17 protein-coding genes, 1 tRNA gene and 1 pseudogene are annotated in these 18,372 nt (G+C 47.4%); 9 read left to right on the forward strand and 10 right to left on the reverse strand.

Going from position 1 to position 18,372, the window contains the following annotated elements; all coding sequences use genetic code 11:
- Positions 1 to 248: 248 nt before the first annotated feature.
- Both H8S65_RS09845 and H8S65_RS09850 read right to left on the reverse strand, forming a co-directional pair.
- The gene (locus H8S65_RS09845) at positions 249 to 797 is read right to left on the reverse strand and encodes a GNAT family N-acetyltransferase (RefSeq protein ID WP_186929822.1); all 549 of its coding nucleotides are present in this window, start codon (positions 795 to 797) and stop codon (positions 249 to 251) included.
- 297 nt (positions 798 to 1,094) lie between these two features.
- Positions 1,095 to 1,171, reverse strand: a tRNA-Asp gene (locus H8S65_RS09850).
- Between the two features lie 139 nt (positions 1,172 to 1,310).
- Between H8S65_RS09850 and H8S65_RS09855 the strand changes: the two genes are divergently transcribed.
- Together H8S65_RS09855 and H8S65_RS09860 are read left to right on the forward strand one after the other, a co-directional pair.
- Positions 1,311 to 2,624, forward strand: coding sequence for an aminotransferase class I/II-fold pyridoxal phosphate-dependent enzyme (locus tag H8S65_RS09855; protein ID WP_186929823.1), 1,314 nt, complete (start codon positions 1,311 to 1,313; stop codon positions 2,622 to 2,624).
- 122 nt (positions 2,625 to 2,746) lie between these two features.
- Entirely contained in the window at positions 2,747 to 3,343 is a 597-nt protein-coding gene (locus H8S65_RS09860) for a YqgE/AlgH family protein (RefSeq protein WP_186929824.1), read from the forward strand.
- Between the two features lie 64 nt (positions 3,344 to 3,407).
- Here the strand turns inward: H8S65_RS09860 and H8S65_RS09865 are convergent, their stop codons facing one another.
- Genes H8S65_RS09865 through recR form a run of 3 tightly spaced genes read right to left on the reverse strand, consistent with a single transcriptional unit; the run spans position 3,408 to position 5,733 of the window.
- Positions 3,408 to 3,932 (reverse strand): GNAT family N-acetyltransferase, encoded by a 525-nt coding sequence (locus tag H8S65_RS09865; protein ID WP_186929901.1) that lies wholly within the window; start codon positions 3,930 to 3,932, stop codon positions 3,408 to 3,410.
- Between the two features lie 5 nt (positions 3,933 to 3,937).
- Positions 3,938 to 5,092 carry a glycosyltransferase family 2 protein gene (locus tag H8S65_RS09870; RefSeq protein ID WP_186929825.1) on the reverse strand — a complete coding sequence of 385 codons (1,155 nt, stop codon included), beginning with the start codon at positions 5,090 to 5,092 and terminating at the stop codon, positions 3,938 to 3,940.
- 17 nt (positions 5,093 to 5,109) lie between these two features.
- Entirely contained in the window at positions 5,110 to 5,733 is a 624-nt protein-coding gene (recR, locus tag H8S65_RS09875; protein WP_186929826.1) for a recombination mediator RecR, read from the reverse strand.
- A 372-nt stretch (positions 5,734 to 6,105) separates the two neighbouring features.
- Here recR and H8S65_RS09880 point away from each other — a divergent pair, with 372 nt between their 5' ends.
- On the forward strand, positions 6,106 to 8,103 hold the full coding sequence (locus tag H8S65_RS09880) for an OPT family oligopeptide transporter (protein WP_186929827.1): 1,998 nt from the start codon (positions 6,106 to 6,108) through the stop codon (positions 8,101 to 8,103).
- 50 nt (positions 8,104 to 8,153) lie between these two features.
- Positions 8,154 to 9,467 carry a SpoIID/LytB domain-containing protein gene (locus tag H8S65_RS09885; protein WP_186929828.1) on the forward strand — a complete coding sequence of 438 codons (1,314 nt, stop codon included), beginning with the start codon at positions 8,154 to 8,156 and terminating at the stop codon, positions 9,465 to 9,467.
- A gap of 231 nt (positions 9,468 to 9,698) precedes the next feature.
- On the opposite strand, the gene H8S65_RS09890 is transcribed toward H8S65_RS09885, so the two are convergent.
- The 3 genes and pseudogenes from H8S65_RS09890 to H8S65_RS09900 form a co-directional block, all read right to left on the reverse strand.
- Positions 9,699 to 10,517, reverse strand: a complete 819-nt coding sequence (locus H8S65_RS09890) for a carboxymuconolactone decarboxylase family protein (protein ID WP_186929829.1) — start codon at positions 10,515 to 10,517, stop codon at positions 9,699 to 9,701.
- Positions 10,518 to 10,528: 11 nt separating this feature from the next.
- A pseudogene (locus tag H8S65_RS09895) lies at positions 10,529 to 10,903 on the reverse strand (putative quinol monooxygenase); the annotation flags it as partial.
- A 130-nt stretch (positions 10,904 to 11,033) separates the two neighbouring features.
- A complete protein-coding gene (locus H8S65_RS09900; protein WP_186929831.1) occupies positions 11,034 to 11,249 on the reverse strand; it encodes a hypothetical protein in 216 nt (71 codons plus the stop codon).
- 179 nt (positions 11,250 to 11,428) lie between these two features.
- Here H8S65_RS09900 and H8S65_RS09905 point away from each other — a divergent pair, with 179 nt between their 5' ends.
- From H8S65_RS09905 to H8S65_RS09925, 5 genes are all read left to right on the forward strand, one after another.
- A complete protein-coding gene (locus tag H8S65_RS09905; RefSeq protein ID WP_255489157.1) occupies positions 11,429 to 12,319 on the forward strand; it encodes a helix-turn-helix domain-containing protein in 891 nt (296 codons plus the stop codon).
- A gap of 36 nt (positions 12,320 to 12,355) precedes the next feature.
- The gene (locus H8S65_RS09910; RefSeq protein WP_186929833.1) at positions 12,356 to 13,837 is read left to right on the forward strand and encodes a sodium:solute symporter; all 1,482 of its coding nucleotides are present in this window, start codon (positions 12,356 to 12,358) and stop codon (positions 13,835 to 13,837) included.
- Between the two features lie 29 nt (positions 13,838 to 13,866).
- A complete protein-coding gene (gene yihA / locus H8S65_RS09915) occupies positions 13,867 to 14,463 on the forward strand; it encodes a ribosome biogenesis GTP-binding protein YihA/YsxC (protein WP_186929834.1) in 597 nt (198 codons plus the stop codon).
- Between the two features lie 255 nt (positions 14,464 to 14,718).
- The gene (locus H8S65_RS09920; RefSeq protein WP_186929835.1) at positions 14,719 to 15,021 is read left to right on the forward strand and encodes a hypothetical protein; all 303 of its coding nucleotides are present in this window, start codon (positions 14,719 to 14,721) and stop codon (positions 15,019 to 15,021) included.
- Positions 15,009 to 15,329 carry a type II toxin-antitoxin system RelE/ParE family toxin gene (locus tag H8S65_RS09925; RefSeq protein WP_186929836.1) on the forward strand — a complete coding sequence of 107 codons (321 nt, stop codon included), beginning with the start codon at positions 15,009 to 15,011 and terminating at the stop codon, positions 15,327 to 15,329. The genes H8S65_RS09920 and H8S65_RS09925 overlap by 13 nt, the downstream gene beginning before the upstream one ends.
- Before the next feature lie 52 nt (positions 15,330 to 15,381).
- On the opposite strand, the gene H8S65_RS09930 is transcribed toward H8S65_RS09925, so the two are convergent.
- Positions 15,382 to 17,685 (reverse strand): TonB-dependent receptor, encoded by a 2,304-nt coding sequence (locus H8S65_RS09930; RefSeq protein ID WP_186929837.1) that lies wholly within the window; start codon positions 17,683 to 17,685, stop codon positions 15,382 to 15,384.
- A gap of 244 nt (positions 17,686 to 17,929) precedes the next feature.
- Positions 17,930 to 18,283: a DUF8478 family putative metalloprotein gene (locus H8S65_RS09935; RefSeq protein ID WP_186929838.1), complete on the reverse strand. Its 354-nt coding sequence runs from the start codon at positions 18,281 to 18,283 to the stop codon at positions 17,930 to 17,932.
- Positions 18,284 to 18,372: the final 89 nt, after the last annotated feature.

The raw sequence follows: 18,372 nt of genomic DNA on the forward strand, positions 1-18,372 counted from the left end.
CGGGATGATTGGGAGCTATCTTTTCCGATAAACTAACCGGAAAAAGTACATTTTGGTTGGATGTTAACTCTTTAAATACTATCTTAGCCATTGCTATAATGTTTGTTTTTTTGCAACGGTAAGATACTACTTTTTACCGAAATAAACAATAGCAAAAGGGGCTGTCACACTTTTTGGACAGCCCCTTTTGGCGTTTTATACCCGCCCTTTCCTATACTTATTATCCATTTTAAGTGATAAACTCTTTTCTATTTTTCATTATCAACCCACTCTGCTTTAAGCTTCGCATAAATTACATCATCCACCCATTCCCCGCGCAGATAATAACTTTCTTTGAAATGAGCCTCCTTTCTAAACCCCAACCGTTCTATTAATCGGATAGAACCTGTATTTCTCGGATCTACCGAGGCTATAATCCGATGTTTATTTAACGTTCCAAACAGAAAGCGAACCATTCCCTTCAATGCTTCTGTAGCATAGCCTTGCCCTTGGTAATCTTTGTTTAGTGTACATCCGATTTCAGCCTGCATATTGTCATGATTAGTAAAAATGATTCCCATATCGCCAATCAACCTTTTCTCACATACAAGGAAAATAGCAAACTGAAAACATATATCGTTAATATCCAATACTTTTGGCATATTAGTAATATAATCACGAACTTCTTCGACAGAATCAGGGAACCATCCTTGATACTTATTTTCAACAAAATCAGAACGATAAGAGAAAATGCTTTCCGCATCTTTTGGTTCAGCAAGGCGTATGACAAGCCTTTCGGTTTCAATGAGGTGTTCCATATTGTACTGTTTTACAAGAGACAAATTTAGCATATATCTGTATGCCAGCAAAGCTGTCGCTTAATTCCTTTGTGTTTAATCTTGTTACAGGGCTTATGATTGCCCTTTTGTTTACAGGAACACCGGAATATTTTCTTTTTATTGCCGGCAAGCCGGAAGGGTACAGATCCAGACATCCCCAAGAGCAAGCAAAGGAAACATATTTGTCCCCATAAATGCAGGATGAGCCTTGATTCTGGCAGTTCCAGAATCAAAAAAAGCCTTTGATTCGCAATGAACCAAAGGCTTTTTTGTTTCTGGCGGTCCGGACGGGACTCGAACCCGCGACCCCATGCGTGACAGGCATGTATTCTAACCAACTGAACTACCGAACCAGAACTTTTGTCTTACAATCTCTTTCGATTGCGGTGCAAAGGTAGATATTATTTTGAATCTTGCAATAGTTTCGTGGCAAAAATTTACGTCGGATGGATTATTTTTCTACTTTTGCCCTTCATATAAACAATAACAATCATGAAGAATACTCCGGTAGATTATCAGACAGCCAGAAAAATTATAGATGGCTACGGACTTCCCGATTTCGGGAAAGCGACGATCCGCGAGGTCGTTGCCATATCCACACAACTCGAACAAGAGACTAAAACAGAATTTATCCACATGGAAATGGGCGTTCCCGGACTGAAAGCGGCCCAAGTCGGTGTCGATGCCGAAATCAAAGCCCTTCAGGATGGCGTTGCTTCCATCTATCCGAATATCAATGGCACACCCGATGTAAAAGCGGAAGCATCCCGTTTCATCAAGGCATTTATCGATATCGATGTAGCGCCGGAAGGCTGCGTCCCCGTAACAGGCTCCATGCAGGGAACATACGCTTCATTCCTCGTCTGCGGACAATGTACGCCGGGAAAGGACACGATTCTCTTTATCGATCCGGGCTTCCCTGTCCAGAAGCAGCAGATCACGGTCATGGGCTATAAATACGAATCGTTCGACGTGTACGAATACCGGGGTGAAAAGCTTCGGGACGTGTTGGAAAAGTATCTTTCCCAAGGCAACATTGCCGCCATGATCTACTCCAACCCCAACAATCCGGCCTGGTTCTGCCTGACGGAAGAAGAGTTGAGAATCATTGGAGAGACGGCAAACAAATACGATACGATCGTGATCGAAGACCTGGCATATTTCGCTATGGACTTCCGCAAACCGTTGGGAAAACCGTTTGAAGCGCCTTTCCAGGCAACCGTTGCCCGCTATACGGATAATTACATCTTACAGATTTCAGGTTCAAAAGCATTCAGCTATGCCGGACAGCGCATCGGCGTCACGGCAATCTCCGACAAACTATATCACCGGGCCTATCCCGGACTGACACAACGTTACGGAGGCGGAACGTTCGGAACCGTGTACATTCACCGCGTACTGTATGCCCTGTCGTCCGGCACAAGCCATTCGGCACAGTTCGCATTGGCAGCCATGTTCAAAGCTGCGGCAGACGGGACGTTCGATTTTATTTCGGAAGTAAAAGAGTACGGACGCCGGGCGGAAAAACTGAAAAAGATCTTTACCGATTATGGCTTCCGGATCGTCTACGACCATGACCTGGACGAACCGATCGCGGACGGATTTTATTTCACGATCACTTATCCGGGAATGACAGGAGGAGAGCTGATGGAAGAACTCATTTATTACGGCGTAAGCGCCATTTCATTGAGTACGACAGGCAGCAACCAGGAAGGCCTACGCGCTTGTACTTCTTTTATCAAACCGCATCAATATGCCCTTCTCGAAGAACGCCTGAAGCTGTTCAAAGAGAATCACACTGCATAATTAACATAGGCCGGACTTTTATTTATGGTTCATTAACATGAAAGTCCGGCTTTTCGTTTGTTTCTTTAAACCAAAAGCTATATATTGTCGCAGTTTTATTAACCAGCAAGTATTACTCTGTCATGGCAATGTATAACAATATATTCAAAATAACTCATAATGACGTACTTCCGGCTCAGGGAAGCATCCTGATATCAGAACCTTTTTTACAAGATGCCTACTTCCAACGTTCCGTCGTACTATTGGTAGAACACACGCAAGAAGGCTCGATGGGCTTTGTATTAAACAAGAAAACAGAGCTATCGGTCAACACTTTCTTTGCCGATTTGCAAGGATTTCCGAAAATGCCGATCTACATAGGCGGTCCGGTCAGTGCAAACCGTTTGTTTTTTATCCATTCCTTGGGAGACCTGATTATTCCGAACTCCCTTAAGATAAACGATCATCTTTATTTCGACGGTGATTTCAGCGCATTGATACGTTATATCCAAAACGGGCATCCTATCGACGGGAAAGTAAAATTCTTCTTAGGTTACTCCGGGTGGCAGAAAGGGCAACTGCACAATGAAATAGACAAAAACTCATGGGTCGTAAGCCATGCCTCCAACCGGAACGTGTTGCTTGCCGAAGGTGAAGACTTCTGGAAAAAATCGCTCGAATCGCTCGGCAGCCAATATGAGGCATGGACTAAATATCCGAAAGAGCCATCGCTTAATTGAGAATTAATAATTAAAAATTAAAAAATGAGAGTCGAGTATTATTTTTTAATTCTTAATTCTTAATTTAACCATTAATTCTCTGCATCGTCAAGACATCCGAATAACCGTCTTTAGTCGTTATCCAGTCTGTCAGTATGCCTGTCACGGTAAAACCGCAACGGGTAAAGAGGGCTTTACTGGGTTCGTTCCCTATCGGGATATGCACGAAGAGTTGATGCAACTTCAAGAAAGAAAAAGCATATCCGACCAATAGAGTCAACGCTTCTGTCGCCAGTCCGTTCTTCTGGTAAAGCGGATCGACCAGTATGCCGACTCCTGCCCTGCGATGATGCGGGTCGAAATCGTACAAATCCAGCATGCCGACCGTTGCGCCCGTGGAGCAAAGGTCGATCATCAGGCGCAATTGCTTCAAATCGAATATATCCCGGTGGGATTCTGCAATATATTCTTTCAACAGATAACGGGAATAAGGCGCCAGCGTATTCCCAAGCTCCCACCATCCGGGATTATTTTCCCAGGCATAGAGCAGTTCCAAATCTTCCGGTTCAGGGGCGCGAAGGCGGACGGTTTCGTTTTGAAGTAATTCCATTTTCATCAGATCAGTTGTTTGCTTCCTTTATTATATATATGATAGCTGATCTTTTTATCGACCATCTTGTCCATCAATAGGAGCATCTGCTCGAAACGGGCGTCCGGGTAGCAGAATGCCAAATCGGTAAAGCGTTTCATCTGGTTACGGCGGCAGATAGCATCCATCACACGTTCTTCACTCAGATTCCAAAGATTGACATATTCCAGATCAGGCATCCGTTTCACACAGGCTGCTTTCACCTCCTCAAACTCTTCTTCCCGGCAAAGCACCAGCAGGCGGCGATGTTTCGTCCGGGGTTTCCGTTTCAGCCCCAACATACCGGCGACAGCGGAAAGGGACGCTTTCAGCAGAACGGCCAACCGGATCAGCATGCTCATCAGCCAACCGGAATGCGGATAATATTTCCGGTAGAATATCAGCATGGCTCCATAAAAGGCTTTTACATATTTAATATCACCATGCTTCGTGCTTTCTCCTTTATAATGAAGGATACGTTCTGGGATATAATAATTCGCATAGCCTCCCTTCACAATCCGGTAGGACAAATCGATGTCTTCGCCATACATAAAGAAAGACTCGTCCAACAGTCCCACTTTATCCAGCGCTTCACGGCGGAGAAACATGAAAGCGCCAGCCAACACCTCGACCTTATGCTGCTTCTCCTTATTCAAATACGGCAGGCTGTAACGGGCAAACAGGCGGGAAGAAGGGAACAGCTTCGACAGCCCGAATATCTTACAGAAAGACACCCAGGGAGATGGGAAACTCCGCTTGCTCTCCGCCAGGAAAGCGCCGTGCCCGTCCAGCATCTTCACCCCGATTCCGCCCGCCTCCGGGTGTTCGTCCATGAAGAAACAAAGGGAGCGCATGCTTTCCTCGCCTATCACGGTGTCGGGGTTCAGCAGGAGGACATATTCTCCGCTACTGATCCGGATCGCCTGATTATTCGCTTTTGCAAATCCCGGATTATCTTTATTCTCGATAAAAGTGACTTCCGGGAAACGCGGGCGGAGATATTCGACCGAACCGTCGGCCGAATGATTATCGACAACCAGCACTTCCGCCTCCATCCCCGCAATGGCAGCACGGACGGAACAGAGGCATTGTTCGAGAAAATACTTTACATTATAATTAACTATGATAATAGAGAGCTTCATGGGAATTGAAAGTTAAATCAGATCTTAATAGAGTCGTTGAAGCTGGTGCGGTTCACGATGGAACGTCCCAACGTTATTTCATCGGCATATTCGATTTCGTCGCCAATGGAGACACCACGGGCGATGACCGATATTTTCACATCGTATGAGGAGAGCTTGCGGTAGATGAAAAAGTTTGTCGTGTCGCCCTCCATCGTCGTACTGAGCGCTAAGACCACTTCCTTCACTTCCCCTTCGGCAATCCGTTGTACCAGGCTGTCGATCTGCAAGTCGCCCGGACCGATCCCGTCCATCGGCGAAATAATGCCGCCCAAGACATGATAAACGCCGCGGAACTGCCCCGTGTTTTCGATCGCCATTACTTCCTTGATATTCTCGACCACGCAGACCGTCGAATGGTCACGCTGCCGGTCGGCGCAAATAGAGCACACGTCATCGTCGCATATATTATGGCAGACCTTACAATATTTGACATCCCGGCGAAGCGCCAACAGCGCGGACGCAAACCCTTCCGTGTAGCCGGCATCCCGGCGAAGCATATAGAGCGCCAGCCTGAGCGCCGTCTTACGCCCCACTCCCGGCAATGACGACAATTCGTTCACCGCATTTTCCAATAAGACTGATGGATATTTTTGATTCATTCGCAATCTGATCTTCTTTAAGTACAAAGGTAATATAAAAATGAAATTCAGGAGCGATCAGGGACAACTAAATCATAAAAGCCGGAAAGGGGCGAAGAATTCTCCTGTCCTTAGGCAGACAAAGTTTGCTAATTGCCGATATATATTGTAATCGCAACCGGCGATTATGTAATCAGCGGCAGCAATTATATAATCACCGCCGCCGATTTTATAATCAGCGCCGCCGATTACAAAATAATAAGGCATACAGCCAAGAATAGATGCTACGATCAGGTTCATTTGTTTCTTAAAGAGAAATAATGTAGCTTTGCGATGCTTAGCCAACATACGATAAGCAGATTCTAATTAAATCTAACTAAATAAATAAACACCGTGAAGAAAGAAGATGAAGAAAAGGTGAGCGGGCTACCGGAAAACGCCTACAGAGAACTGAAAGAAGGTGAGGTATATAAACCCATCCTGTCGCCCGGCAAACAGTATCGGGAAGTAACTCCCTGGTCTGTATTCTGGGGACTTGTCATGGCCGTCCTGTTCAGTGCGGCGGCTGCTTTCCTCGGACTGAAAGTCGGACAGGTATTCGAGGCCGCCATCCCGATTGCGATCATAGCTGTAGGATTGTCCAGCGGGTTCAAACGTAAAAACGCGTTAGGCGAAAACGTCATTATCCAGTCTATCGGGGCGAACAGCGGCGTTATCGTGGCAGGCGCCATATTTACGCTACCCGCCCTTTACATCTTGCAGGATAAGTATCCGGAGATCACGATCAACTTCTTCGAAGTATTCATGAGTTCGCTTTTGGGCGGTATCCTCGGCATCCTGCTCCTGATCCCGTTCCGGAAGTATTTCGTATCGACCATGCATGGTAAATATCCGTTCCCGGAAGCGACTGCCACCACGCAGGTATTGGTGTCCGGCGAAAAGGGAGGCAACCAGGCGAAGCCGCTTATCTATGCGGGGCTGATCGGAGGTCTGTACGACTTCATCATCGCGACCTTCGGCTGGTGGAGCGAGACAGTCAGCACGCGCATCGTCGGTGTCGGCGAGATGCTGGCCGACAAGGCGAAAGTCGTATTCAAAGTGAATACCGGCGCCGCCGTGTTAGGTTTGGGATATATCATCGGATTGAAATATTCGGCCATCATCTGTGCCGGGTCATTCTTAGTATGGTTGGTAATCATACCATTGATGTCTGTCGTTTTCGGCGCCGATGTCCTGACATTCGGCAACGATGCCATTACGCAGACGGTAGGAAGCATGAGTGCGGAACAGATCTTCACCACCTACGCCCGCCACATCGGTATCGGAGGCATTGCGACTGCCGGCGTGATCGGTATCATCAAGTCGTGGGGAATCATCAAAGGAGCCGTAGGGTTGGCCGCCAAAGAGCTGAAAGGAAAAACGGGAGCCGTGCAAACGGAAGAGATCCGTACGCAGAAAGACCTTTCGATGAAAGTGATCGCCATCGGCATCTTTGCAACGCTGATCGTGACGTACCTGTTCTTCCATTTCGGCGTGCTGGATAACTGGTATTACGCGTTAATCGGATTGTTGATCGTCGGGATAATCGCTTTCCTCTTCACAACCGTTGCCGCCAATGCGATTGCCATCGTCGGGACCAACCCCGTGTCCGGCATGACGTTGATGACCTTGATCCTGGCTTCCATCATTTTGGTTGCCGCCGGGTTGAAAGGGACAGCCGGCATGGTATCGGCGCTGATTATCGGCGGCGTGGTCTGCACGGCGCTTTCTATGGCAGGCGGTTTTATCACAGACTTGAAGATCGGATATTGGATCGGCAGCACACCTGCCAAGCAAGAAAGCTGGAAGTTCCTCGGAACCTTAGTATCGGCAGCAACCGTAGGCGGTGTAATCCTGATCCTGAACCAGACATACGGTTTCACGAGCGGACAACTGGCCGCTCCGCAAGCCAATGCGATGGCTGCGGTCATCGAGCCGTTGATGAGCGGTTCGGGTGCTCCCTGGGCGCTGTATGCCATCGGAGCCTTACTGGCCATCATCCTGAACTTCTGTAAGATTCCGGCGCTGGCATTTGCATTGGGCATGTTCATTCCGCTGGAGCTGAACACGCCGTTGCTGATCGGAGGCGCCATCAGCTGGTATGTAGGCAGCCGCAGCAAAGACCAGGCCCTGAACAGTGCACGTCTGGAAAAAGGGACTTTGTTAGCATCCGGTTTCATCGCAGGCGGAGCCTTGATGGGAGTCGTCAGCGCAGCCATGCGTTTCGCCGGTATCAACCTGGTCGATACCGAATGGATGGAAAGCAACTTAGCCGGAGCACTGGCTATTGTGATGTATGCAATCCTGATCACATACTTGGCGATAAGTTCATTGAAAGCCAAGAAAGAGTGAAAAGGATCATCACTCCTTATTTTTTAATTTTTAATTTTTAATTTAAAAACATGGAAGCACCTGTAGTGAATGTCGGCATTATGACGGAAAAGGCCGTTTCGTTTGTATTTCATGGAGAGTATGTACATACGGAAACCGGACAGTTCCTGACGGGAGAACAGCGCGCGTTATTTGTAAACAGCAATATCGTTTTCAACGGGAAGTTGTATAAAGAGATATTCTTTGAACCGGCCTCCCCTTCCTCATCTTTCGAATTGAAGGCAGTCACCATAGGCCGTAACTTCCACTGGCAACGGCAGGAAGACCAATGCTTCAAAGGGGCTTTCAACCTGGTGACGGGCAAGGACGGCATTGTCGTCATCAACCAGGTGGACGTCGAAGAATACCTGACCAGCGTCATCTCTTCGGAAATGAGCGCACAGGCTTCGATGGAGCTGCTGAAGGCACATGCCGTCATCTCCCGCAGCTGGCTGCTCGCACAGATCGAAAAGGACTTCCGCCTGGCGGGAAAAGAGGACAAACAACAAAGCATTTACCGGGATAATGAGCAACTGGTCCGCTGGTATGACCGCGAAGACCATGATATCTTCGATGTCTGTGCCGACGACCATTGCCAGCGTTACCAGGGAATCACCCGCGCCTCCAACCCGGTCGTCCAAAAGGTGATCCACGAGACAAGAGGCGAGATACTGACGGATGGCGAAACGATCTGCGATGCCCGCTTTTCCAAATGCTGCGGAGGCGTAACGGAACAGTTCGAACATTGCTGGGAACCGGTCCCCCACTCCTACCTGACAGCATTGAGGGACAGCCGGGAGGCAACTTTTCCGGACCTTACTCAGGAAGAAGAGGCTCGGAAATGGATTCGCTCCGCTCCCGACGCTTTTTGCAATACATCCGACAAAGAGGTCCTCAGCCAGGTTCTAAACAACTACGACCAGGAGACAACAGACTTTTACCGCTGGAAAGTATCCTACAAGCAGGAAGAATTAGCCGAATTGATCCATCGCAAAAGCGGCATCGATTTCGGCCAGATACTGGACCTGGTTCCGGTTAGCCGCGGCACTTCCGGCCGCATCGAAATGCTGAAGATTGTCGGGACGCACCGGACCTTTACCATCGGCAAGGAGCTGGAGATACGCCGGACCTTGTCCGAAACACATCTGTACAGTTCGGCTTTTGTCGTGGACAAAGAAGATATGCGATTCGACATCCCCGGACGGTTCGTCCTGACCGGCGCCGGTTGGGGACATGGCGTAGGGTTGTGCCAGATCGGAGCCGCCATGATGGCGGGCGAGGGATTTGATTACCGGCAGATTCTCTCCCACTACTTCCCCGGAGCTTCTATTGAAAAAAGGTATTGAGGGATTTATGATTTATGCGTCGACAATAAATCATAAGGCTGAAATCAAAAAGGCTGCGTATCCGAAGATCGCAGCCTTTTCTTTATTGTGTTTACCTATTTGTCTCCGGTCTTGTAAAACCGGTTGCCTTGACTCTCCCGAGCTCCAGCTGATACAAAGGAACAAGAAATTAATAACATAAGCAAAACAAAATAGACAAAAAGCCAAAATTTCCCTGCGAAAACAAATATTTTACCGATGAATCAGGCCATACTCTTCATCCGTAACCGGTTCAAGCCACTCGTTGGAGGTGTTCTCGCCGGAAATCTCGAACGCAAGATGTGCGAACCAACTGTCGGCGGCAGCACCATGCCAATGCTTGACATTTGCCGGGATATGGATGACTGTTCCAGGCAGAATCGCTACCGCCGGCTTGCCCTCTTCCTGATACCAGCCGCGACCGGCTACGCCGATGAGCATTTGTCCGCCGCCACTCGTTGCACGATGGATATGCCAGTTGTTGCGGCAACGCGGCTCGAAAGTGACATTGGAGATATTTACCTGCTCGCGCGAAACCGGCGCGAGGTAACTGTTACCGGTGAAATACTGCGCATAGGCCGTATTAGGCTCGCCAATGGAGAAGATCATCTCGCGCTGGAAAGCGGCTTTAGCATCTTCTCCGGCCGTATCTTCGGCCCACACGCCTTTTGCGAGGTTGAATGCAGCCCACGCCTTAGGCCAACCGGCATAGAAAGCGATATGGGTAATGATCTCGGCAATCTCCGTACGGGTGATGCCGTTCTTCTTGGCAGACTGAAGATGGTAAACGAGCGAATTGTCCGTTATACCTTGACTGATAAGAGAGGTGATCGTCACTAAACTGCGGTCACGCAGACCGAGCTTGTCGGTGCGGCTCCATACCTCGCCGAAGAGGACGTCGTCGTTGAGTTCCGCAAATTTAGGGGCGAACGCTCCCAACTGGTCGCGTCCTGCCGTCTGTACTATTTTTTCCTGTGCCATAACGTTGAATGTTAAAATACTGAACATTAATAATAAAAAGAATCTATTCATAATCGTTGCGTTTATTGAATAAAATTATTGATTCGGCTTGCAGGGTTGAGTGGAACCTGGTCGGATAAGACAAGCGTCTTGACCATATGCAGCGTCCCCTGTTTGTACTTTTGAAAATGTTCCGATGCGATATGAGATTTATAAGCCTCCTGGTTTGCATACGTTTCGAGGATGGTAACCATGCAGGGATTCTCCTTTTCACTGACGGCATACATGGTCAGCACTCCTGGCTCGGTACGCAGGGAGACCTCGCCAACTTCGGTCGCATAGTTTATATATTCTTCAAGATACTCCGGATAAACCTCTATTTTCGATAGCCGCACAATGCCGTCGGCTGCCATAGGCAGTTTGGCACACATACCGGGTTGCTTATCCAGATTCAGGCAAGCTGACATTGACAATACAGCCAGCAACATCAAGGGAATCAATGATAACATTTTCATAAATCAGCTTATTTATCTATTTGACTTTCGGTGAACGGGTCGGCCCGATGGCCCACCAGGTCGATTTTTGATTTCATGTATGACTGCAATAAGTCAATCCCCGCAATATTTCTATCTCGTTGTTTTCCAAATGAAAGGCAATGGCTTCCTCTTCCGTATCGGGAACCAAGCCGGCTTGCACAAGAAAACATCGCATTACTTTCTGAGGGGTGGTATGATAGCGGTCTGCAATGAAGCATACGGCTTCATCGTTATACAATGCTGTAGGAATGTCTATTAGTTCGTTCATCTTTTTCTATTTTTTCAGTATTGCAAAGTTACCATGCCACGCAAAAAACGGATGTAACGATAAGTGGGGAGTTTGTACCGTTTTTACTGATTTTAATGGATCAATATTATTTTATTCATTTGATATAATATATATTTGTACATATCTATCGAATCCCGCATGATGCTATGAGCAAGATTTTGAAAATAAGAAACGTGAGCGATTACAGCCACTATCTCGGACACGCAGACCGGCATCCGCTGGTCAGTGTCATCGACTATGCAAAGGTGTCACCCATCCGCCATAGCCTGAACAATTATGGTGTCTATGGCATTTTCTTCCATGATGAAGCGGATATAGATCTGGCATACGGGTGCGGCAAATACGATTACAAGAAAGGAACCGTCATCTGCGTGGCTCCCGGTCAGATTGGAGGAAAGGAAGATAACGGCGAACAGGTAATGCTGACGGGATGGGCATTGCTTTTCCATCCTGATATACTGCACGGCGCCCCTTTGGAAAAGACCATAAAGAACTATTCCTTTTTCGATTATCGCGTCAATGAAGCCCTACACATGACCGACGAAGAACACGACATATTCGTTTCGTTGATGCAACAGATAAGGGATGAACTTCAGAAAAGGCACGATGAACTACAAGACACTATCATAGTAGGATATATCGAATTGGTTCTGAACTTCTGCCAACGCTTCTATAACCGGCAATTCATTACCCGAAAGCTGGAAAACTCGGATATACTCATGAAGTTCGACTCCTTGCTGCGAAATTATTTCGAAGAAAAGAAGCAGTTGTCACTTGGCATACCGACTGTACAATACTGTGCCGACAAATTATGCATGTCGTCCAACTATTTCGGAGATATGATCAAAAAGGCGACAGGTGATACCGCAAGCAATTATATCCGCCAATATGTCATCCAACGGGTGAAAAACGAACTCGCATCCGGGGCCAGTATCACGCAGGTTGCCGACGAACTCGGATTCGAATATCCCCAACACCTCAGCCGTATGTTCAAGAAACTGGAAGGGCTTACTCCCTCCGAATATTGCGATCGTTTGTCCAAATCATAAATCACCCTTATCTTTACGGCAAATTAACGACAAGTCATGAATAGCTATATCATCCTCTTTATCATAGCCGCCTATTTCGGAATCCTTCTGTTGATCGCCTGGATTACGGGGCGGAAAAGTTCGAGCAATGAAGCGTTTTTCCTCGGTAACCGTAAATCTCCCTGGTATATCGTATCGATCGGAATGGTCGGGACATCGCTTTCAGGTGTCACATTCGTTTCTGTTCCGGGGATGGTACGCAGTATAGACATGACCTATATGCAGACGGTCTTAGGGTTCTTTTTCGGATATATCCTGATCGCCAAAGTGTTGTTGCCGCTTTATTATAAACTACAGCTAACCACCATCTATTCGTACTTAGACGACCGGATCGGGCGGCATAGTTATAAAACAGGGGCCTCCTTTTTCCTTCTGTCCAAGATCGTAGGGGCGGCGGCGCGGCTCTATTTGGTCGTGCTGATCCTGCAACATTATGTATTCAGCACCTGGGACATACCGTTCGCCGTAACGGTCGTTATCAGTATTTTCCTGGTCTGGCTCTACACCTATCGGAGCGGCATCAAAACGATCATCTGGACAGACACGTTGCAAGCATTATGCCTGGTCGCCATGCTGATCGTGATCATCTGGCAGGTGAAAGACAAGATGCAACTGGATTTCGCTGGCATGGTGCAGACCTTGCAAGCCAGCCCGCATTTCCGCATCTTCGAGTTCGGCGACTGGCACAGCACACAACATTTCGCGAAACAGTTTTTTAGCGGAATCTTTATCACCATCGTAATGACCGGCCTCGATCAGGACATGATGCAGAAAAACCTTTCCTGCAAGAGTTTGAAAGACGCCCAAAAGAATATGTACACCTATGGTTTTGCCTTCACACCGGTCAATTTCCTGTTCCTTTCGCTTGGTGTCCTGCTGCTGACGCTCGCATCGCAGCAACATATCGAATTGCCCGCATTGAGCGACGATATTCTCCCGATGTTCTGTACCTCCGGCATCTTGGGGCATTCGATCCTGATCTTTTTCACGATCGGTATCATCGCGGCGGCATTCAGCAGTGCCGATTCCGCCTTGACAGCCCTTACGACCTCTTTCTGCATCGACATTTTAGGCGTCGAAAAGGAAAAGGCACAAACCGCCAAACGCACCCGCCTGGCGGTCCATTTAATGATCTCCGTCCTGTTTGCCATTATCATACTCGCGTTCAAGGCGATCAATAGCCGGAGTGTGATCGATGCCATTTATATGATTGCATCCTATACATACGGACCGCTGCTCGGCCTCTTTATGTTCGGGTTATTTACGAAAAAACATCCACGTGACAGATTTGTTCCTTACATATGTATCCTGTCTCCCTTGATCTGTTTCCTGACCGATTATTTAGTGAAACGGCATACGGGATATGTTTTCGGCTACGAGATGTTGATGCTGAACGGGGCTATCACTTTCTGGGGATTATGGCTTTGTTCGATTAAAAATGGGAAATTTCAATTATCTTTAGGCCCGGATTCAGTTTGAATAGTATAAATCAATAAACAACAGATAGAATGGAAATCAAAAGCGCAGAATTTGTTATCAGTAACACAAACGTAAAGAAATGTCCCGCAGGTGATCTGCCGGAATACGCTTTTATCGGGCGAAGCAATGTTGGCAAATCCTCTCTTATCAATATGCTGACCGGGAAAAAGGGACTTGCCATGACCTCCCAGAAACCGGGAAAGACAATGCTTATCAATCATTTCCTTATCAACGGGCAATGGTATCTGGTCGATCTCCCCGGCTATGGTTTCGCCCAGCGAGGAAAAGAGGGACGCGAAAATATCCAGCGGATCATCGAAGATTATATCTTGGAACGTGAACAACTCACGAATCTGTTTGTCCTGATCGACTGCCGCCACGAGCCGCAAAAGATCGACTTGGAATTTATGGAATGGCTTGGAGAAAACGGTATTCCCTTTTCCCTCATCTTCACAAAGACTGATAAAATCAGCAAAAGCCGCTTGCAGGAGAACCTGAAAGCCTACCAGACGAAGTTATTGGAATCATGGGAAGAACTTCCTCCCATCCTCCTCTCCTCTTCCGAGAAAAAAGAAGGAAGAGATGAAATTCTTAATTACATTGACGAGATCAATAAAAGTTTATAAAAGTTAGAACGCTCGATCGCAACTTGGGGTGATAAGAGGTACGGGTGGTATGGGAATCGCCAACAACTTTACCGAAGCCGGTATAACTGCACCGGCTTCGAGGGGGCTACACTCCGCCGAGTACAGTTGACCAGCCACCGTACTGCTATCTTCACGCTTTAACGATCCCACCGGCTAATTTGCCATGAAATAATTTCTTTCCTGCCGGAAAAGAACTACATTTGCGAATATTACAAAACCAAAATAAGTAAAAGTATGAATACATTGAATTTGCAAGGAGAACGGCTCGAACTGTTCAACCAGATTGCCAGCCTTGACAATGAAAGCTTTGCCAAGGTAAAGAAGTATGTCAAAAGGGTTATCCACGATCATCATCAAGTTAAAATCGAGAAAAAGAATCTTAAAGATGTCGATCTCATCAGTGATGAAGAAATTGAGGATGCAATGCGCCCTTATACGCATGAAGAGAAAGTGGAAAGATTAAAAGTTTCCGAAGCTGATCCAGTTTATTATAAGCATGAAGATGTAAAAAAAATGTCATTAGAATGGCTCAAATGAAAACACACTGGAAACGCAAAGCCTTAGCAAAATATAAAAGCATTACACTCTGGTACAAAAAGAAAATGGGATTTTCTGCCGCAAGTAAATTTGTGCAAGGCATTAATGATGTAGTTGCTTTATTGGAACAGAATCCTTATATGGGAAAAGAGGAACCAGAACTTAAGGCAAACAAGAAAAACTATCGTTCCTTCGTTGAACACCGCAATCATAAGATTATCTATTATGTAGAGAAAGACACAATCTACATTGCCGATATCTGGCCAAACAGCCAAAACCCGGAAGACATCGACAAACGATTGAAATAAAAAAGCCCGGTAAAGACTCCAAACCTTTACCGGACTTTTCCTTTTCCACGGTTTAATAACTGATTTTACACCCCACAAAATAACTGCGCGGAGTTCCGGGACCGTAGATATATTTGGAGTCGCGGTCTTTGCCTTGATCGAAATCGCTCTGATAAGCCTCGAATATGTTTTGCACGCCGGCATTCAACTGCAAAGTCACCGATTTATACAAAGGGAAGTCGTAAGCGACCTTCATATTCAGATCAAAGAAATCAGGAGTTTTCTCTTCCCGGTCCTCCGGAATATAACCGGCAAGATGTTGTACCAGCATAGTTCCCGTATAGGTTCCGGTCAACGAAAGCGACAGACGTTTGACCGGTGTGAAAGTAGAAGTAAAATAACCATAAACATCCGGCGTACGGAACATCTTTTTCTGTGCCGGCAGATCCGGGTTCGTTTCGCTCCAGGTCACAGCCTCCTTGTAACGGCTGCGCTGGATGGTCGCACCCGCCTGAAGTTGAAGCCAGGCATACGCCATCTTTCCTTCCAAATTGAGCCCCATCACGCGGGCTCCGTCCTTATTGCGGCGTTCCATAATCAGGTTGCCCTGATCGTCGTGCCCTTTCTCTTGCAGGAAGAACACATTGCTCAGATCCGTATAAAAACCTTCCACCAAAAGGTTCACCTGGACCGGACCGAAACGATGATAGAAATCCGCCGAAGCGCTGATACTTTTCGATTTTTCCTCCTCCAGATCATCGGCAAGCTGGATGATCGCCACCTCGCCACCAACGGCAGCCACATGCAGGTCCTCGTCAAATGCCTGCGGAGCACGGAAACCGCTCGAATAAGACAAACGCAGATTGATATCCTGCGTCGGATTGAAACGGACATTCGCACGCGGGCTGAAGATCAGATGATCGATCAGATTATGCTTGTCGAAACGACCGCCGACCAGGAAACTCCATTTCTCATTCTTCCACTCGTTCTGCAGGAACAAACTACCGATATGGACCGTCTGGTCCACGATACGGTTATACCCCAACATCTCGTCCTTCAACTCGTCGAAGTTATATTCCAGGCCGCCGGTAAACTCCGCCGGCATGAACAAGCATTTATCAGCCGAATAAGAATACTGCGAACCGGCGACAACCGTCATATCCGTGGTATGCCCGTACGCATCCGGATTCCGGTTCGTCCCGTAATAACTCTTCCGGTTCGTATGCTGCGCGGAAGTATATACGTTCAGGCGATGTTTATAATCTTTGGAGAACAGGTCGAATTTCAGGCCGCCGCCATTGATACTGTGATCCGTCTGTTCGGCCACCCATGCTTCATGGGGAGGCCGGTTGATCTGGTCGCCACCACGACGGTACTCGCTTATATTATGGTATTCGAAACCTAATTTGGAATAGGTACTCGTCTTCAGATAGGAACGGAAACCGACCGTCCGGGCTTCCAACTGTCCAAGTTCGGAAAAGCCGTCCCCGTCATGATCGTAAGCCGAACGATGGCGGCTCTGCCCGAAAATGTAGATGCCGGCCTTGTGGTCGTCCGTCACCAAAGAAGCGTTCAAGGTCGTATTATTGTCCGGGCGGCTTCCTCCGATCATCGTCAGCGAATGAGCGATCTGGGCCGAGTTGCGCAAAGGCTCTTTCGTAATGATATTGATCGTGCCCGCAATTGCCGAAGAGCCGAAAAGAGCGGAACCGCCGCCGCGCATGATCTCGACACGCTCGATCATATTGGCCGGAATCTGTTCAAGGCCGTACACACCCGTCAGCGCACTGAATATCGGACGGCTATCCACCAGTATCTGCGTGTACGGACCTTCCAGCCCATTGATACGCACCTGCTGGAAACCGCAGTTCTGGCAATTGTTTTCCACCCGCACGCCCGGCTGGAAGTTCAGCCCGTCGGCAAGCGAAGTGGCATGCGTCGTCTCGAACATTTTCGAATCTAACACGTTTACAAGCGACGGAGCCATACGCCGGGTCGTCTCGTTCCGGTTCGCCGAAACCACGACTCCATCCAAAGACAAGGCTTCTTCTTCCGCCTCAAAGTTGATTTCTAATGTCTTTCCCTTTTTCAGCGCAACCGGTTTCTCGATGGTTTTATATCCCATCGTCTTCATAACGACCGTGAACTCTCCTTCCGGCAGGTTCTTCAGATAATAATGCCCCGTTGCGTCGGTCGAAGTCCCGATAGTCGTCCCTTTCAAAAAGATCGTAATAAAAGACAAGTGTTCGCCGGTTTTCCGGTCCACCACATGACCGACAATATTCGCGTCCGATGGATTCAAGGCAGGATCGTCCTCCGCCCGCGCAACCGTAAAGGCGCAGCACAGGCATAGTATAAGTGTAATAATCTTATTCATTTCGTTTGTTCTGATAAAATAAAGACTTGTAAAAAAATCATACAGCTATGCATCCGCCGCAAGAAAGACTTGCACGCAATAACAGTTTCCCTTGCATGAAAATTTTGTTTCACACGGGAGAAACTTTATTTTCCCGCAAGTGAAAACAAAGTTTCATCTACACGAAACAGGCTGAAACTTTATTTTCACCATTCTTTAGAAGGTGAAAATTTCCGTACTCTACCAACAGACAGATGCTATTTTATCAAACAAAGGGAGGAGCGCGAAGAGATAGTTTCCCTAAGACAGGGATCAGGTGATCCGGATAGACCGGATTCTCGATTATTTTATAATTAGGTGTAGCATAGAATTGCAGAAGCAGCGGATGGACAGCCCCGTCCTCCACATGCACGGTCGTCAGCAAATGGAACAACTGGATTTCCGAAAGAGACGAGTGATGATGGCAAGTGCCGTCTGCCGTCTTCTTGAACGGGTGCGAATGGACAATCGTCGTGCCATACTCGACATGGACGTGCATAAACAAGGAAATGCTGCTGTAGTACACTATAAAAAGTGCAGGCAGTAGCCATTTCATATATTTTGCCATTGTCTGTTTCACATTACGCCCTGTTAAATTAAGAGCGCAAAGGTAAAACAAATAGCCGAAACCTGCAAATACACAAAATTCGAGCAACTAAATGTAAGCGT

Origin of the sequence: Parabacteroides hominis (genome assembly GCF_014287585.1) — a bacterium.
In the GTDB taxonomy this organism is placed as follows: Bacteria; Bacteroidota; Bacteroidia; order Bacteroidales; family Tannerellaceae; genus Parabacteroides; species Parabacteroides hominis.

Bases quoted from the DNA above. Each gene is read 5' to 3' on its own strand.
- H8S65_RS09845 (WP_186929822.1), bottom strand. From the start codon at position 797: ATGGAACACCTCATTGAAACCGAAAGGCTTGTCATACGCCTTGCTGAA.
- H8S65_RS09855 (WP_186929823.1), top strand. From the start codon at position 1,311: ATGAAGAATACTCCGGTAGATTATCAGACAGCCAGAAAAATTATAGAT.
- H8S65_RS09860 (WP_186929824.1), top strand. From the start codon at position 2,747: ATGGCAATGTATAACAATATATTCAAAATAACTCATAATGACGTACTT.
- H8S65_RS09865 (WP_186929901.1), bottom strand. From the start codon at position 3,932: ATGGAATTACTTCAAAACGAAACCGTCCGCCTTCGCGCCCCTGAACCG.
- H8S65_RS09870 (WP_186929825.1), bottom strand. From the start codon at position 5,092: ATGAAGCTCTCTATTATCATAGTTAATTATAATGTAAAGTATTTTCTC.
- recR (WP_186929826.1), bottom strand. From the start codon at position 5,733: ATGAATCAAAAATATCCATCAGTCTTATTGGAAAATGCGGTGAACGAA.
- H8S65_RS09885 (WP_186929828.1), top strand. From the start codon at position 8,154: ATGGAAGCACCTGTAGTGAATGTCGGCATTATGACGGAAAAGGCCGTT.
- H8S65_RS09890 (WP_186929829.1), bottom strand. From the start codon at position 10,517: ATGAATAGATTCTTTTTATTATTAATGTTCAGTATTTTAACATTCAAC.
- H8S65_RS09900 (WP_186929831.1), bottom strand. From the start codon at position 11,249: ATGAACGAACTAATAGACATTCCTACAGCATTGTATAACGATGAAGCC.
- H8S65_RS09910 (WP_186929833.1), top strand. From the start codon at position 12,356: ATGAATAGCTATATCATCCTCTTTATCATAGCCGCCTATTTCGGAATC.
- yihA (WP_186929834.1), top strand. From the start codon at position 13,867: ATGGAAATCAAAAGCGCAGAATTTGTTATCAGTAACACAAACGTAAAG.
- H8S65_RS09920 (WP_186929835.1), top strand. From the start codon at position 14,719: ATGAATACATTGAATTTGCAAGGAGAACGGCTCGAACTGTTCAACCAG.
- H8S65_RS09925 (WP_186929836.1), top strand. From the start codon at position 15,009: ATGGCTCAAATGAAAACACACTGGAAACGCAAAGCCTTAGCAAAATAT.
- H8S65_RS09930 (WP_186929837.1), bottom strand. From the start codon at position 17,685: ATGAATAAGATTATTACACTTATACTATGCCTGTGCTGCGCCTTTACG.